16 protein-coding genes are annotated in these 14680 nt (G+C 72.6%); 2 read left to right on the top strand and 14 right to left on the bottom strand.

Going from position 1 to position 14680, the window contains the following annotated elements; all coding sequences use genetic code 11:
* Window positions 1-200: 200 nt before the first annotated feature.
* Window positions 201-893 (top strand): SCO3374 family protein, encoded by a 693-nt coding sequence (locus ACH4FX_RS24920; RefSeq protein WP_398482405.1) that lies wholly within the window; start codon window positions 201-203, stop codon window positions 891-893.
* On the opposite strand, the gene ACH4FX_RS24915 is transcribed toward ACH4FX_RS24920, so the two are convergent.
* The 12 genes from ACH4FX_RS24915 to ACH4FX_RS24860 all read right to left on the bottom strand — a co-directional run bounded on the left by ACH4FX_RS24915 (window position 824) and on the right by ACH4FX_RS24860 (window position 10562).
* The gene (locus tag ACH4FX_RS24915; RefSeq protein WP_398482470.1) at window positions 824-1156 is read right to left on the bottom strand and encodes an Lsr2 family protein; all 333 of its coding nucleotides are present in this window, start codon (window positions 1154-1156) and stop codon (window positions 824-826) included. The two genes, ACH4FX_RS24920 and ACH4FX_RS24915, sit on opposite strands and share 70 nt — an antisense overlap.
* A gap of 156 nt (window positions 1157-1312) precedes the next feature.
* Entirely contained in the window at window positions 1313-1831 is a 519-nt protein-coding gene (locus ACH4FX_RS24910; RefSeq protein WP_398482404.1) for an amino-acid N-acetyltransferase, read from the bottom strand.
* Between the two features lie 9 nt (window positions 1832-1840).
* A complete protein-coding gene (locus ACH4FX_RS24905) occupies window positions 1841-2371 on the bottom strand; it encodes a BlaI/MecI/CopY family transcriptional regulator (RefSeq protein WP_398482468.1) in 531 nt (176 codons plus the stop codon).
* 246 nt (window positions 2372-2617) lie between these two features.
* Complete coding sequence (locus ACH4FX_RS24900) at window positions 2618-2797, bottom strand: hypothetical protein (protein WP_365837981.1); 180 nt, start codon at window positions 2795-2797, stop codon at window positions 2618-2620.
* A 46-nt stretch (window positions 2798-2843) separates the two neighbouring features.
* A complete protein-coding gene (locus tag ACH4FX_RS24895) occupies window positions 2844-3446 on the bottom strand; it encodes a hypothetical protein (RefSeq protein WP_398482466.1) in 603 nt (200 codons plus the stop codon).
* Between the two features lie 224 nt (window positions 3447-3670).
* Window positions 3671-4468, bottom strand: coding sequence for a type III pantothenate kinase (locus tag ACH4FX_RS24890; protein WP_398482402.1), 798 nt, complete (start codon window positions 4466-4468; stop codon window positions 3671-3673).
* A 5-nt stretch (window positions 4469-4473) separates the two neighbouring features.
* Window positions 4474-5505 (bottom strand): carboxylating nicotinate-nucleotide diphosphorylase, encoded by a 1032-nt coding sequence (gene nadC, locus ACH4FX_RS24885; protein WP_398482400.1) that lies wholly within the window; start codon window positions 5503-5505, stop codon window positions 4474-4476.
* Window positions 5502-7376: an L-aspartate oxidase gene (locus ACH4FX_RS24880; protein WP_398482398.1), complete on the bottom strand. Its 1875-nt coding sequence runs from the start codon at window positions 7374-7376 to the stop codon at window positions 5502-5504. Before ACH4FX_RS24880 ends, nadC begins: the two co-directional genes overlap by 4 nt.
* Entirely contained in the window at window positions 7373-8404 is a 1032-nt protein-coding gene (gene panC, locus ACH4FX_RS24875) for a pantoate--beta-alanine ligase (protein WP_398482396.1), read from the bottom strand. Before panC ends, ACH4FX_RS24880 begins: the two co-directional genes overlap by 4 nt.
* Window positions 8401-9429: a Rossmann-like and DUF2520 domain-containing protein gene (locus ACH4FX_RS24870; protein WP_398482394.1), complete on the bottom strand. Its 1029-nt coding sequence runs from the start codon at window positions 9427-9429 to the stop codon at window positions 8401-8403. Before ACH4FX_RS24870 ends, panC begins: the two co-directional genes overlap by 4 nt.
* A 285-nt stretch (window positions 9430-9714) precedes the next feature.
* A complete protein-coding gene (locus tag ACH4FX_RS24865; protein WP_398482392.1) occupies window positions 9715-10044 on the bottom strand; it encodes a hypothetical protein in 330 nt (109 codons plus the stop codon).
* A 317-nt stretch (window positions 10045-10361) separates the two neighbouring features.
* Window positions 10362-10562, bottom strand: a complete 201-nt coding sequence (locus ACH4FX_RS24860) for a hypothetical protein (RefSeq protein WP_398482391.1) — start codon at window positions 10560-10562, stop codon at window positions 10362-10364.
* 667 nt (window positions 10563-11229) lie between these two features.
* On the opposite strand from ACH4FX_RS24860, the gene ACH4FX_RS24855 reads away from it, so the two are divergent.
* Window positions 11230-12348: a DUF5937 family protein gene (locus tag ACH4FX_RS24855; RefSeq protein WP_398482389.1), complete on the top strand. Its 1119-nt coding sequence runs from the start codon at window positions 11230-11232 to the stop codon at window positions 12346-12348.
* A 394-nt stretch (window positions 12349-12742) separates the two neighbouring features.
* Here the strand turns inward: ACH4FX_RS24855 and ACH4FX_RS24850 are convergent, their stop codons facing one another.
* Entirely contained in the window at window positions 12743-13468 is a 726-nt protein-coding gene (locus tag ACH4FX_RS24850) for a glycoside hydrolase family 75 protein (RefSeq protein ID WP_398482387.1), read from the bottom strand.
* Between the two features lie 123 nt (window positions 13469-13591).
* Entirely contained in the window at window positions 13592-14629 is a 1038-nt protein-coding gene (locus ACH4FX_RS24845) for a methyltransferase (protein WP_398482385.1), read from the bottom strand.
* Window positions 14630-14680: the final 51 nt, after the last annotated feature.

Genomic DNA, 14680 nt, shown 5'->3' with positions numbered 1-14680 from the left:
CCGTCTCTCCCCACTGGGAATGTCTTACCCGCCGCCACGGACACTCCATGCGGCGCGGGCCCGTTCCATCCGCTACGGGCGAACACCCGAGCGCCGTCGATTGCGCCGTCACGCCCCCATCTGACCCCTCCTCCGGCGACAGTACGTGCCCATATGTCAACCCAGCGTAACTTCTCGGGTTTTCCTGAGTTGCTCCGGGTATGCCCGTCGCGATCCCGCGATCCCGTCCCCCCCTCGCCGCCGTACGGCGGTGGTACGAGGACGAGCTGCGCTGGCCGACCACCGGCACGGAACCGGTGGAACTGCTGACCGGGGTGCGCTTCGACGCTCTCGACCTGCCCGCCGACGCGGGCCTGGCCGTACTGGGGCGGGTGGGCCGCACGGGGCCCGTGGCGATCGACCGCAGCGGTGCCGCCGGCCCCAGGATGCTCATGCTCGTGGCCGCGGGCACGGCCGAAAAGCTGGCCGAGCTCCTGGAATGGCTGGAATGGGGCTCGCTGGGGCTGGATCTGACCGCCCGCGGCGCCGGGGACCGGATGCCCGCGCCGTCACCGCCGCCGCACGCGCCGGGGCCGTACGGTGCCGGTCCGCGGGAGGCCGCGGGGTGGGTGCGGCCTCCCGAGCCGGGGTACGAGGTCGAGGCGGGCCTGCCCACCACGGGGACCGGGGCAGGGCGCGGGGGCCGCGGAGTTCCCCTCGCTGATCGCCAGGGGCGCGCCCCCGACCTCGTACGACTCGTGAGCGCGGCGGCGACGGAATGCCACCGGGCCCGTTTGCTGCGCAGTCGTGGAGCTCGAAGACAAACGGATCGCGGGTACGGCGATCAGCCGTTCGCCTTCTCGAACGCCTCACGGATCTCCGCGGGTACCCGGCCGCGGTCATTGACGTTGTAGCCGTTCTCCTTGGCCCACGCGCGGATCTTCGCGGTGTCCTGGTTGCCGCCCGAAGACGCCCGGGCCTTGCCGCGGCCACCGGAACGCCCGCCGGTCTTGCGACCCGCCTTCACGAACTCGGCGAGCGAGTCGCGCAGCTTCCGGGCGTTGTCGTCGGACAGGTCGATCTCATAGGACTTGCCGTCGAGGGCGAACGTCACGGTCTCATGGGCGTCGCCGCCGTCGAGGTCGTCGACAAGAAGAACCTGAACCTTCTGTGCCACCGGTTTCCCTTTCATCGAATGCGGATTACGACGGAAAGCAAACCGCTTTTCCGGGAAAAACACAAACCCCTGGGTAGGGTTCAGTTGCGCGGCCACCGGGGAACGCTTGCTTCCACAGCTATGAGATAGGGGCGCGATTCGGACATAGAACGCTGATCACAGGTGCAGAAGCATGCGGCTGTTGCCCAGGGTGTTGGGCTTCACTCGTTCGAGACCGAGGAACTCGGCAACGCCCTCGTCATAGGAACGCAGCAGCTCGCTGTAGACATCCCCGTCGACGGGCGTCTCACCGATCTCCACGAAGCCGTGCTTGGCGAAGAAGTCCACTTCGAAGGTGAGGCAGAAAATGCGCCGCACTCCGAGCCAGCCGGCGGTGCGCAGCAGCTTGTCGAGGACTTGGTGGCCGACCCCGGTGCCCTTCAGCTGCGGGTCCACCGCCAATGTGCGGACCTCGGCCAGGTCTTCCCACATGACGTGCAGGGCTCCGCAGCCGACGACCGCGGCGTCCTCGTCCCGCTCGGCGACCCAGAACTCCTGGATGTCCTCGTAAAGCGTCACGGTGGCTTTGTCGAGGAGGATGCCGTCCGGTGAGTAGGCGTCGATGAGGCGGCGTACGGCCGGTACATCACTGGTCCTGGCACGGCGGACGGTGAGTCCATTTGATAGCGGCGGCATGCGGCGACGCTATCGCCCCGAGTCACCGGAACCCGCCGCGGGTACTTCCCCCGCCTCCGCTTCCCCCGCGTCCACCGGTTCCACGGGGCCGGCGGGTTCGCGCGTCTGTCCGCCCCGTTCATCGGCGTGTTCGGTGTTCTCCGGCTGTTCCGCCGGCGCGGCGGGCCCGGGTTCGGCGCGGCCGGCTTGCGGTGCCGGTGCGGGTTCCGCCGGTTCGTCGCCCTGCACCATCCGTACGGCATCCCGCAGGGCGTGGCGCTGTTCCGGCGACATCATCCCGAAGAACGCCACCAGGGCCGCCGCGGGGTTGTCACTTGCGGACCACGCTTCGTTCATCAGTGCGGCCGAGTAGGCGGCACGAGTGGAGACCGCCTCATATCGATAGGCGCGCCCTTCGGCTTCCCGGCGCACCCAGCCCTTCTGATGGAGGTTGTCCAATACGGTCATCACCGTCGTGTAGGCGATCGACCGTTCCTTCTGCAGGTCTTCCAGGACTTCCCGAACGGTGACCGGGCGGTTCCACTCCCACACCCGCGTCATGACCGCGTCTTCCAGATCACCCAAGCGTCGTGGCACACCAGCACAATAGTGGGAGATGTCGCGAATGCCGGTTCTTACCCGGTTGATTTACCCCGGAAAAAGGCAGTACGGCCCGAGATGCGCAATCTCGGGCCGTTACGGACGGGTGCGATGCGCACGGCCGGGCAGGCCGCCGAACGGACGGACGAATTCCGTCGGCGGCCCGGTGCCGGGCGGGAGCGGCCGGAACGGGCCGGCCGGCGCCGGTCAGGCGCCGTGGGCCTTGGGCTCCTGGCGGGCGCTCTCGGCGCGGGCCAGCGCGGCGTCGACCGCCGCGTCCTCCTTGGACTTGTTCTCGCCGCCCTGGCTCTTCACGATCGTCACGATGAGCGCGACGAACGCCACGGCCATCACCACGGGCGGTACCAGCGCTGCGACGTAATCCATGACCAGGGGCCTCCTTCGGGAGTGAGGCTTCCAGAGTACGCAGCGCTCAGGCGGTCCGGGCCGCGGGGGGCGGCGTCGGCTTGCGGCGCGGCGGGAACACCTCGCCGGGCGTGGGGACGGGGCGGCCGGGGCGCGGCGCCTTCGGCTGCGGCTGCGGGCGCGTCGGCACGGGCCGCGGGGCGGGCTCGGGCTCGTCCGTGCTCCGGCCGCCCGGCAGCGCGCGCAGCCGGGCCCGTACGGACTGTTCGGCGAGGCCCTCGCAGCGGCGCAGCAGGGCGGTGCGGCGCGCGCTCTCGGCCGGCCCGTGCTGTCCGGCACACAGTGAGCGCAGGGCGGCGAGATCGTCGGGGCCGGGGTCGTAGCCGGCCGCCAGGGCCTCCTGGAGCTGTCCCAGGTAGCCGCCGGCGGAGCCGGGCAGGGCGGCCCGGTAGCGGGCGAGGTCGGCGAGGAGGAAGGCGCGCAGCCGCCCGCCCTCGCGCACCGCCTCGTCCACGGCTTCGGCCAGCCGCAGATATTCCTGGACCTCCTGGGCGCCGTCGGCGTCGTAGCCCGCCGGGGCGTCAGGGGCACCGGTCGTGCGGCGCGTCGGCCGGAGGGCGACCGCGAGTGCGCGCCGCAGCACGCGCAACTCGTCGGCGCTGAAGGCCATACCGCCGCGGGATCCGTAGGGCATAGGCATGGGCCGACCATACGTCCCCGACGGACAAAATCGGCTTAACACGATTAGAACGTCACAAGTGTCGCGCAACTCTCCTAAGCCCACAAAAGCCACTTCAGGCCGACTGGCTAACGAACTTGCCTCAACTGGACAATTCACCCCGGCAGTCGGGACGGGCGGGCCCGGTCGCCGCGCGCCCGCCCGTTCCGTACGGCTCAGCTCCGGGGGACGTTGCGCTCGTACACCAGGCGCAGGCCGATCAGCGTGAGCCACGGCTCGTGCTCGTCGATGACCGAGGACTCGCCGAGCACCATGGGCGCCAGCCCGCCGGTGGCGATCACCGTCACGTCGTCCGGGTCGTCCGCCAGCTCCCGTGCCATGCGCTGGACGACACCGTCCACCTGCCCGGCGAAGCCGTACAGGATGCCGGACTGCATGGCCTCGACGGTGTTCTTGCCGATGACACTGCGCGGCCGGGCCAGTTCGATCTTGCGGAGCTGGGCGCCCTTCACGCCGAGCGCTTCCACCGAGATCTCGATGCCGGGCGCGATCACGCCGCCGACGTACTCGCCGCGCGCGCTGACCGCGTCGAACGTGGTGGCCGTACCGAAGTCCACCACCACCGCCGGACCGCCGTACAGCTCCACCGCCGCCAGCGCGTTGATGATCCGGTCGGCGCCGACCTCCTTGGGATTGTCCATGAGGATCGGCACGCCCGTCTTGACGCCCGGCTCGACCAGGACGGCCGGCACATCACCGTAGTAGCGCCGGGTGACCTCGCGCAGCTCGTGCAGGACGGAGGGGACGGTGGAGCAGATGGCGATGCCCTCGATGCCGTCCCCCAGTTCCTCGCCCAGCAGCGGGTGGGTGCCCATCAGGCCCTGGAGGAGCACCGCGAGTTCGTCGGCGGTGCGGCGGGCGTCCGTGGAGATCCGCCAGTGTTCGACGATCTCCTCGCCGTCGAACAGGCCGAGGACCGTGTGGGTGTTGCCTACGTCGATGGTGAGCAGCATCCGCGTCAGCGCTCCTCGCGCAGGTCGAGACCGATGTCGAGAACCGGGGCGGAGTGCGTGAGCGCGCCCACGGCCAGGTAGTCCACGCCGGTCCCGGCGTAGGCGCGGGCGTTGTCCAGGGTGAGCCCGCCGGAGGACTCCAGGGCCGCCCGCCCGGCCACCAGCGCCACGGCTTCGCGGGTCTGCTCGGGGGTGAAGTTGTCCAGCAGGATCAGGTCCGCGCCCTCGGCGAGGATCGGCGGGATCTGGTCCAGCCGGTCCACCTCCACCTCGATCGGCAGGCCGGGGAAGCCGCCGCGTACGGCCTTGAACGCCTCGGCCACGCCGCCCGCGGCGACCACGTGGTTGTCCTTGATCAGGGCAGCGTCCGACAGCGACATGCGGTGGTTGACGCCGCCGCCGCAGCGCACCGCGAACTTCTCCAGGGCGCGCAGGCCGGGCGTCGTCTTGCGGGTGTCGCGGACCTTGGCGCCGGTGCCCTCCAGGGCGTCGGCCCAGGCGCGGGTGGCGGTGGCGATGCCGGACAGGCGGCACAGCAGGTTCAGGGCGCTGCGCTCGGCGGTGAGCAGGTCGCGGGTGCGGGCGGTGACGCTGAGCAGCCGCTGGCCGGCCGCGACCCGGTCGCCGTCCTCGACGTGCCGCTCGACCTCGAACTCGGTCGTGCACACCAGGGACAGCACGGCCTCGGCGACCCGCAGACCGGCCACCGTGCCCGCCTGACGGGCGGTGAAGTCCGCGGTGGCGACGGCCGCTTCGGGCACGGTCGCGACGGTGGTCACGTCCACGCCCTGGTCGAGGTCCTCGGCGAGGGCCACGTGGGCGATGTCCTCGACCTGTACGGGGTCCAGGCCGGCCTCGGCCAGGAGGGCGGCGAGGGAGGGGTCCAGACCGCAGGCCGCCGGGTCGAGTTCGTACGCGTCGTCGCCGGCGCCGCAGCCGCAGGAGTCGCCGCAGCCGCCTCCGGGGGCCGAGGCCCGGTCCGCGTCCTGGTCCGGACGGCCGATCTGGTGCAGGGGGAGGTCGTCGGGGGTGCTCACTGGGTCGGCTCCGTTTCGGACGCGGGTGCGGCGGTCGTCGCGGGGAACGCGGCGGTGTCGGTGGTACGGATGTGCAGGGTGTGCGGCGGGCGGTGGGTGACCAGGAAGTGCCGCTGCCAGTGGGTGTCGTCGCGGTCGGCGTGGTCCTCGCGCCAGTGGCAGCCGCGGGTCTCCTCGCGGCGCTGCGCGCCGGCCACCAGCACCCGGGCCACCAGGAGGAGGTTGGTCGCCTCCCATGCCTCGACACCGGGCTCGGCGGGCTTGGGGCCGTCAACCGGGGCCGAGGCGGGGGCAGTGGCCGGTTCCGGAGCCGCGGCCGTTTCGGCCGCGGCGCGCTGCAGCCGGGCGAGGGCGGTGGCGGCCTCGGCGAGGCTGGCCGCGGAACGCAGCACTCCGGCGCCCGCGGTCATGATCCGCTGGATCACGGGGCGCGTCTCCGGGGCGAGCAGCGGTACGGGGGCGGCGGGCTCGACGGCCGGGCCGGGCCGGCGGACCGGGGCGGCCGTGATGTCGTCCGCGATGCGCTCCGCGAAGACCAGCCCCTCCAGGAGGGAGTTGGAGGCCAGCCGGTTGGCGCCGTGCACGCCGGTGCACGCGACCTCGCCGCACGCGTACAGGCCCGGCACGGTCGTCCGGCCGTACAGGTCGGTCCGTACGCCGCCGGAGGCGTAGTGCGCGGCGGGGGCGACCGGGATCGGCTCGGTGACCGGGTCGATGCCGTGTGCGCGGCAGGCGGCGAGGATGGTCGGGAAGCGCTGCTCCCACATGGCGGCGCCGAAGTGCCGGGCGTCCAGGTACATGTGCTGGGTGCCCTGTTCGTGGGCGCGGCGCATGATCCCCTTGGCCACGATGTCGCGCGGGGCCAGTTCGGCCAGTTCGTGCTGTCCGAGCATGAAGCGGGTGCCGCCGGCGTCCACCAGGTGGGCGCCCTCGCCGCGTACCGCCTCCGAGATCAGCGGCTGCTGGCCCTTCGCGTCCGGGCCGAGGTAGAGCACCGTCGGGTGGAACTGGACGAATTCGAGGTCGGAGATCTCGGCGCCGGCCCGCAGCGCGAGGGCGACGCCGTCGCCGGTGGAGACGGCGGGGTTGGTGGTGGCGGAGAAGACCTGGCCCATGCCGCCGGTCGCGAGGACGACCGCGGGGGCGTGCACGGCGCCCACGCCGTCGTGCTGGCCCTCGCCCATCACGTGCAGGGTGACACCGGCCGTGCGGCCGTCGGCGTCCGTGAGCAGGTCGAGGACGAGCGCGTTCTCGATGGTGCGCAGGCCCTGGGAGCGGACCGCGTCCACCAGGGCGCGGGAGATCTCGGCACCGGTCGCGTCGCCGCCCGCGTGCGCTATGCGGCGGCGGTGGTGGCCGCCCTCGCGGGTGAGGGCTATTTCGTCGCCGCCGGGCGCGGTGTCGAAGCGCGCGCCGGTGGCGATGAGGCGGCGGACGGCGTCCGGGCCCTCGGTGACCAGGGTGCGTACGGCGGCCTCGTCGCACAGCCCGGCGCCCGCGACGAGGGTGTCGGTCAGGTGCTGCTCGGGGGTGTCGCCCTCGCCGAGCGCGGCGGCGATCCCGCCCTGGGCCCAGCGGGTGGAGCCGTCGTCCAGGCGGGCCTTGGTCACCACGACGGTACGGCGGCCCGCGGCGGCGCAGCGCAGCGCGGCGGTCAGGCCCGCGACCCCGGAGCCGACCACGACGACGTCGGCCTCGATGGACCAGCCGGGGGCCGGGGCCTGGAGGCGGAGGGTGGGGTTGCCGGGTGCGCTGGAGCCGGTGGGGGCACCAGGGCCGGAGGGGCTGTCATGGCCAAGGGGGCTGCCATGACCAATGGAATTGTCGTGGCCGGTGGAGGTGTCGTGGCCGATGGGGCCGGTGCCGGTCATCGGGGCGCTCCGAACGTGAGGCGAATGTTGTCGATGAGGCGGGTGGTGCCGACCTTGGCGGCGACCGCGAGGACGGCCTCCCCCTCGTACGTGTCCGGGACCTCGGTGAAGTCGGACGGATCGACCAGCGCCACGTAGTCGAGCACGAGCGGCGGGTCGAGGCGGGCGGCGTCCTCCAGGACGGCACGGGCCGCTGCACGGGCCACCGAGGGGGCGTGCGGCGGGGTGGCGACGGCGTGCGCGAGGGCGTGTGCGTCGGCTGCCGCGCGGTCCTCACCGAGGGCGGCGAGCGCCGCGGAACGGCCGTGCGCCCGGTGGGCCGCCTGCGCCGTACAGGAGGCACGGTCCCGCAGCGCCTCCTCGGCGGCGAGCCGGTCGCGGGCCGCGAACAGGGACCGGGACAGCGCCAGGGCGGTACGGCGCTCGGCGGCGGAGAGGTAGCGGTTGCGGCTGGAGAGCGCCAGCCCGTCCTCCTCGCGGACGGTGGGGACGCCGACGATCCGTACGCCGAAGTTCAGGTCGGCCACCATCCGCTCTATGACGGCCAGTTGCTGCGCGTCCTTCTGGCCGAACAGGGCCACGTCCGGGCGGGTGAGGTGCAGCAGCTTGCCGACGACCGTCAGAACGCCGTCGAAGTGGCCGGGCCGGCTGGCTCCCTCCAGAAGGTCGCCCATGGGGCCGGCGGCTATCCGTACCTGCGGGGCGCCGCCCGGGTAGACCTCGTCGGCGGCCGGGGCGAACACGACGTCCGCACCCGCGGCGCCGGCGAGCACGACGTCCGCGTCCAGGGTGCGCGGGTAGCGGTCGAGGTCCTCACCGGCGCCGAACTGGAGCGGGTTGACGAAGACGGTGACGACGACGAGCCCCTCCGGGCCGACCCGGTCGCGGGCGGCGCGGACCAGCGACGCGTGTCCCTCGTGGAGGGCGCCCATGGTCATGACCACGGCCCGCTCCCCGGAGCGGCCCGGCACGTCGCGCAGCTCCGCCGCGGTGTGCACGAGGCGGAGGCGGGCGCCCGGGGCGTTCATCGGTCGCCTTCTTCGGGGTGGTCGGTGGGGGGATCGTCGGGGTGGCCGGGGGGCCGGCCCTCCTGGCCGCTGCTCGGCTGGCCGGGGCCTTGCCCCTCCTCCCTGCCGCTGGTGGTGCCGGTGCCGACGTTCGCCAGGACGCCCAGCAGGTCCTCGGCCAGCTCCGGCTTCAGCAGGCCGTGCGCCAGGGCCCGGTCGGCCGTCGTACGGGCCATGGCGAGGTAGCCCTCCACGCTCTGCGGCGCGTGTTTGCGCAGCTCGGAGACGTGCGCGGCGACGGTACCGGCGTCCCCGCGGGCGACCGGGCCGGTCAGTGCGGCGTCCCCCGAGCGCAGCGCGTTGTCCAGGGCCGCGCCCAGCAGCGGGCCGAGCATCCGGTCCGGCGCGCCGACCCCGGCGCCCCGCAGCAGTTCCATCGCCTGCGCCACCAGCGTGACCAGGTGGTTCGCGCCGATCGCGAGGGCCGCGTGGTAGAGCGGGCGGGCGTCCTCCGCGATCCACTCCGGCTCCCCGCCCATCTCGATGACCAGCGCCTCGGCGGCCATCCGCAGCGGTTCGGGGGCGGTGACCCCGAAGGAACAGCCGGCCAGCCGCTGTACGTCCACGCGCGTGCCGGTGAAGGTCATCGCAGGGTGCAGGGCCAGCGGCAGCGCGCCGGCCCGGGTGGCCGGATCGAGGACGGCCGTACCGAACCGGCCGGAGGTGTGCACGAGCAGCTGTCCCGGCCGTACGGCACCGGTCTCGGCGAGACCCGCGACGAGCCCGGGGAGGGCGTCGTCGGGCACGGTGAGCAGCACCAGTTCGGCGCGCTCCAGCACCTCGGCGGGGGAGACGATCGGCACGTCGGGCAGCAGCGTCGCCGCGCGCCGTACGGAGGCGTCCGAGACGCCGGACACGGCGACCGGCCGGTGCCCGGCGAGCTGCAGCGACGCGGCGAGGGCAGGGCCGACACGGCCGGCTCCGACGACTCCGACGGTCAGCCGGGCGGGGCGGTCCTGGGCCTCGGTGGGTGGGGTTGTGTTCACGCGGCGACGGCCTTCCGTTCCAGTCCGCGGGGGGTACCGGACGATTCGTTGGCCATGCTACGCGAGTGCTTGCGGCGGCCTTCAGGGCCGTACGCAGGGTGAGACGGCCGTCTCGCACCGCGTCCCCGAACGTTTTCCACAGGCGTCGCCGGGGCCGCGCTCCCGAGTTATCCACAGGGCTGGCCGGCGCAGGCCGAACCGGTCATGGTTGGGGGTGACAGCGGAAAGGGCGGGACGGAGCGCAAGGAGGGGAAGGGTGAAGGGAAGGGGGGACCAAGGCGTGTTTCAAGAGTTGCTGATGTGCTGGGCTGGTCGTGCCGGGAAATCGCGGGCGGCCATCCAGATAGTGAGGTCATTGGCGATCCGGTCGATGCTGGTTTCGGTGATGACATCGTGTTCGCGGCGGGTGGCGTCGCGGCGGACGATTTCGTAACCGCCTTCGTCCAGGACGGCGACCGAGGTGAACCAGACAGGGTCGTCCTCGTCGGGCTGGATGACGACGAAGGTGTTGTCCGAGCTGTTGAGATCGTCGAGCAGCATGTACAACGCGTCCTCGGACGGGTCGTCGATGTGGTCACCGTTCTCGCTGTCGGCGCGGTAGTACGCAGCGCCCATGAAACTCCCGTCCCTTCACTCTCCGGCCTGGCCGAGGCCAGGGTGGCACGGGGGACTGACATCTCCGGCAGGGTCGCAACCATTCGTTGATCGCAGCGATGAGGAAGGGGGCCTCGAAGCGGACGGCGAGCTTGTCGAACCGAAAGGCCACCGCCCGGTTCCTCTTCAGGCGGTTGATCCCACGCTCGACCACGTGCCCAGCCTTGTAGTCACGAGTAGGCCTTGCCGCCCCGCCCCGGAGCGGGTGGCTCCTGGCTCGGCCACCACCGAGCCGGGGCACCCAGGTCGCGTCCAGCAGGGCCAGGTGTACGGGGCCCTCAGGTCAGGGACTGGCGTACGGCGCGTCGGAAGCGGGCCAGGGGGCGGTCCGCAGGTGGAGTGATCACGGCGCGGAACCGGAGCCACTGCCGGATCTCGCGCACGGCCTGGAGTTCGCCGGTGCCGGGCGGGGCGGGGGGAAGTTCGCCGCGCTGGGCGGCACGGTAAGCGTCGAGCATGTGCTGCTGTGATGCGTCCATGGGAACCACATTGGGGCCGTCCGGCAGCTGGCGGCCCGACGTTTGACGGGAGCAGTCAAACGACGCCGCCGCAGGTCAGGGGCTCGCGCATTATGAGGTTGTGGGGGCGGGGTTGGGGTGGAGTTGGGGCGGTGCCAGGGCCAGGTCCGGAGGCGGCGCCGGGCGGGGAGGTCGGTAGCGGGAGGAGGCGTGGGTGGGGTTGGGCCGGTGGCTGGGTGGGGGCGGGGGGAGGGGAGGGCCCCCGAAAGGCCGACAGGTGGACGGGTCGTACGAGCGCGCCCGGCACCGGCACCGGACCGCAACCGGCCCCCCGGAGCCCGGCACCCTGAGCCCGGCATCCGGCACCCGGCACCCGGCACCCGCACCGACGCAGCCCCGCTCCGGCCGCCGGCGCGCGGGCTCGGCGCCGCGGCCCAGGGCACGACACGCCCCGGACGGCGCGCACGATGGCAGAGCGATACAGGGCCCGGACGCCCCGCCCGGAGGGCACGCACGGCACCAGCGCGACCCAGGGCCCCCGCCCGGAGGGCACGCACGACGACAGGGCGGCGCAGGGCCCGGACGCCCCGCCGGAGGGCACGCACGACGACCGAGCGACACAGGGACCGGCACCCCGGGCGGCCTATACACCAACAGTGCAGCACACAGAGTGAGGACAGGACGGCAGATGAGTGTGTGGATCGATGTGGCGGGGCTGCCTGCCGAGCGCATGGTGTTCAGCCCTTCGCCGCTCGCCGAGTTGGGCACCGCTCTGCATGCGCTCGCCGAGCCCGCCCACCACCCCGGGCTGCACGGCTGGACGACCGCGACGGCCAGCGCTCTGAAGCCCGACCTGGCCGACCGGCTGTGCGAGGCGGACTTCCTGTGGGGGCCGACCTTCTCCGACGTGTCGATGCCGTTCGCCGCGCTGGCGGACGCCGCCGGGCAGCCCGGTGCGACGCTCGCCGAGGATCTGGATCTGCTCGACCGGCTCGACGACGAGGTATACGTGAACGCGGCGCTGGAGATCTCCTGCACCAGTTCGTTCAGGTTCGGCAGCCCCTCGCCGCTCGTGGACGCCGAATCCCGGCGGCTGGCGCTGGAGCGGGCCACCGCCCGCGGCCCCCGGCAGGTCGAATTCGCCCAGCGACTGCTCGCCGACCCGCCTGGCGTTCGGGCCTGGATACGGCGCCTGTTCGAGGACTGCGACCAGGCGTTCTTCGCGGACGTCTGGAAGCGGGTACGTGTCCAGCTCGCGGCCGACGCGCGGCACAAGGCCGAGGTCCTGCGGCACAAGGGGCTGGCCGGGGCACTGGCCGAGATATCACCCGCGGTGACGTTCGACGAGAAGCGCTCCCGCATCGTCGTCGACAAGCTGCTCAACGGCCACACCACGGCCTTGGACCCGGCAGTCGGCGCGGGGATCACCTTCATCCCCACCTCATTCGGCTGGCCGCATCTGATGGTGCTGCACGCGCCGGGCTGGCGGCCGGTGATCCACTACCCGGTCGCGGCGCCGGAGCTGTCCGGCCCCGCCTCGGTCGCCCTGCTCGAATCCCGGCTCGACGCGCTCGCCCATCCGATGCGTCTGCGGATGTGCCGCAACCTGGCCCGTACCGCCTACACCACCGGCGAACTGGCCGCCGCGCACGGCATATCCGCGCCCGAGGTCTCCCGGCACCTCGCCGTCCTGAAGAAGGCCGGGCTGCTCCAGACGCGCCGCCGCGGCCGGTATGTGCTGCACCAGCTGGACCTCCCGGTGGTGGCGCGCCTGGGCAGCGACTTTCTGGAGGGCGTCCTGCGCTGAGGTCCGCCGGACACATGCCTCAGGCGCATGCCCCAGGCGACACCTCCCGGGGCCGCACCTCCCCGGACGGCACGTCCCCGCACCTCCCCGCACCGCATCTCCCCGGACGGCACGTCCCCGAGCACATGCCCCCCGGGCCGCACATCTCCGGACGGCCCCTTCCCAGGCGGCACCTCTGCGGACCACCCCCGGGCGGCACCTCCTCGGCCTGCACACCGGGATGGCACCTTCCCGGCCGGACTACGCCAGTCGTACACCCGCAGCCCTGCCCGCCAACCACCCCACGCCCGCCCCCTCCCGGTCCCGCCCAGCCCCGTCAGCCCCCCGGGCCTCACCAGCCCCCGTCCCCCTCAGCCTCTCAGCCCCCGCCCACCCCCTCAGTTCTCCTGTCCCCTCAGTTCTCCTGAAGGAACTTCTTGGCCAGCGCGTCGCCGCGGGTCACGGCCTCGCTGTGGCTTTCGATGGGGGTCGCCTTGGAGTTCTTGAACAGGATGTAGGTGACGCCGGATTCGGCGCCGCCGGTGGCCGGGTCGGGGTCGATGCCGAGGCCCTTGGCGGCCGCGTAGGACGCCTCACCGATGATCTTTTCGGGGCCGGTGTCGCCGACGACCGCGTACTCGACCTTGTTCTTGTAGATGATGGCGACGACACCGCCGCCCTTGATGCCCGCCGACTCGTAGTTCCAGATGCCGCTGACCGACGGGACGACGACGTACGGCAGCTTCTCGGCGTTCAGCGGCTTGCCGTCGGACTGGTGGAAGCGGGTGTCCGGCTGGAACCAGGGGTCGGTGTTCTTGTTGCACTTGGCGGTGACCTGGCCGTCGCAGTCGATGTCCATGTCCGCCTTCCAGAACACGGCGTTCTTCTTGCCGCAGACCGGGACGGTCGCCGACGTCTCCTCGTCGGTCCGGTACTTGCCGTTGGATATCTGTGAACAGTCCTTGACCTTGGCGAGCAGGTCGGCGGCGCCGACCGACCCCTCGGTCACACCCGGCCGGCTCGCCGCTCCGGCGGCGTGCGGGGTGGGGGCGGTGGACGGCTGGGCGGTGGCGGGCAGTGCCGCGGCGGCGAGCAGCGCGGTTCCGGCGGCGGTGGCGAGGGCGAAGGTACGTACGCGCACAGCAGGACTCCTCTGTTAGGAAAGTTTCCTTACGGAGCCCGCTCAATGTCCTCCCCTCCCCCACTCCCGTCAACCCCGCCCCACCCGGCAACTCGCCGCCCAGCAGCCCCGGTTCCTCCCGCCTCAGACCGCCTCCGCCTCGATGACCGAGGTCAGCGCCGGCGTCGGGATGACGCGGCGCAGCCGGAACCCCGAGCGGTCCAGCAGGTCCTCGAATTCGGCGGCCGTACGCTCCCGTCCCTGAAGCATCATCAGCATGACGATGTCCAGCGCGAGGGCCGGATGCGGACTGCCGTCGGCGGGCAGCACCGCGTCGATCACGAGCAGCCGGGTGCCGGGCGCCATGGCCCGGCGGACGGTGCCGAGGATGCGCAGGCAGTCGTCGTCGGGCCAGTCGTGCAGGATGTTCTTGAGCAGGTACAGGTCACCGCCCGCGGGTACGGCCGTGAACAGGTCGCCGCCCTCGGTACGCCAGCGGCCCGCCAGTTCGGCGGTGTCGAGCAGGTGGTCGGTGACCGTTTCCGGCCGGTCGAAGAGCACCCCGGTCAGGCCGGGCGAGCGGGTGAGCACCTCACGGAGCAGTCCGCCCCGGCCGCCGGCCACGTCGACGACCGTCCCGCTGTCCGGGAACCGGTAGCTCCCGGCGAGCAGTTCGTTCACGCCGCCGGTGAGCGAGGTCATCGCGGTGTCGAAGAGGCGGCTCGCGTCGGGGGCCTCGGCCAGGTGCGTGAAGAACGGCACGCCGTACGCGGCGTCGAAGCCGGGCCGTCCCGTGCGGAGGGTGTCCACGAGGCAGTCCGCGGAACGGCGGTACATCTCGTCGGTGAACAGCATGACCCCGGCGTGCCGGGAGCCGGGCACGCCGGTCCGCAGCGCCGTCCCGGCCTCCGTCAGGCCGAAGGTACCGTCCGCGTTCTCGCTGAACAGGCCGCGCGCGGCGAGCAGCCGCAGGATGCGGCGCAGCGGAACGGCACGGGTACCGGACCGTTCGGCCAGTTCCTCGGCGGACCGCGCGCCGTCGGCCAAGAGGTCCGCTATGCCGTGGAGTGCGACGGCGCGCAGCGCGGACGCGTAGATGTGGCCGTACATCAGGTCGTGCAGCAACGACGCGGGGAAGTGGGGATGAGAGTCGGCCGACGGGGCGGCGGGGATGGCTGCCATGGATGCGCTCCTACCGTTTGGCGGTGTGTCCACGCCTCTCAGTATCGGCTA

It is taken from the genome of Streptomyces sp. NPDC018019 (assembly GCF_044327805.1).
Taxonomy (GTDB): Bacteria; Actinomycetota; Actinomycetes; order Streptomycetales; family Streptomycetaceae; genus Streptomyces.
The sequence above is the reverse complement of the archived record's forward strand: the minus strand, read 5'-3'. Positions and strand labels throughout refer to the sequence as shown.

What these genes read in the sequence shown, in the direction of transcription:
- ACH4FX_RS24920 (WP_398482405.1), top strand. Translation starts at nt 201, where the DNA reads ATGCCCGTCGCGATCCCGCGATCCCGTCCCCCCCTCGCCGCCGTACGG.
- ACH4FX_RS24910 (WP_398482404.1), bottom strand. Translation starts at nt 1,831, where the DNA reads ATGCCGCCGCTATCAAATGGACTCACCGTCCGCCGTGCCAGGACCAGT.
- ACH4FX_RS24905 (WP_398482468.1), bottom strand. Translation starts at nt 2,371, where the DNA reads ATGACGCGGGTGTGGGAGTGGAACCGCCCGGTCACCGTTCGGGAAGTC.
- ACH4FX_RS24900 (WP_365837981.1), bottom strand. Translation starts at nt 2,797, where the DNA reads ATGGATTACGTCGCAGCGCTGGTACCGCCCGTGGTGATGGCCGTGGCG.
- ACH4FX_RS24895 (WP_398482466.1), bottom strand. Translation starts at nt 3,446, where the DNA reads ATGGCCTTCAGCGCCGACGAGTTGCGCGTGCTGCGGCGCGCACTCGCG.
- ACH4FX_RS24890 (WP_398482402.1), bottom strand. Translation starts at nt 4,468, where the DNA reads ATGCTGCTCACCATCGACGTAGGCAACACCCACACGGTCCTCGGCCTG.
- ACH4FX_RS24880 (WP_398482398.1), bottom strand. Translation starts at nt 7,376, where the DNA reads ATGACCGGCACCGGCCCCATCGGCCACGACACCTCCACCGGCCACGAC.
- panC (WP_398482396.1), bottom strand. Translation starts at nt 8,404, where the DNA reads ATGAACGCCCCGGGCGCCCGCCTCCGCCTCGTGCACACCGCGGCGGAG.
- ACH4FX_RS24865 (WP_398482392.1), bottom strand. Translation starts at nt 10,044, where the DNA reads ATGGGCGCTGCGTACTACCGCGCCGACAGCGAGAACGGTGACCACATC.
- ACH4FX_RS24860 (WP_398482391.1), bottom strand. Translation starts at nt 10,562, where the DNA reads ATGGACGCATCACAGCAGCACATGCTCGACGCTTACCGTGCCGCCCAG.
- ACH4FX_RS24855 (WP_398482389.1), top strand. Translation starts at nt 11,230, where the DNA reads ATGAGTGTGTGGATCGATGTGGCGGGGCTGCCTGCCGAGCGCATGGTG.
- ACH4FX_RS24845 (WP_398482385.1), bottom strand. Translation starts at nt 14,629, where the DNA reads ATGGCAGCCATCCCCGCCGCCCCGTCGGCCGACTCTCATCCCCACTTC.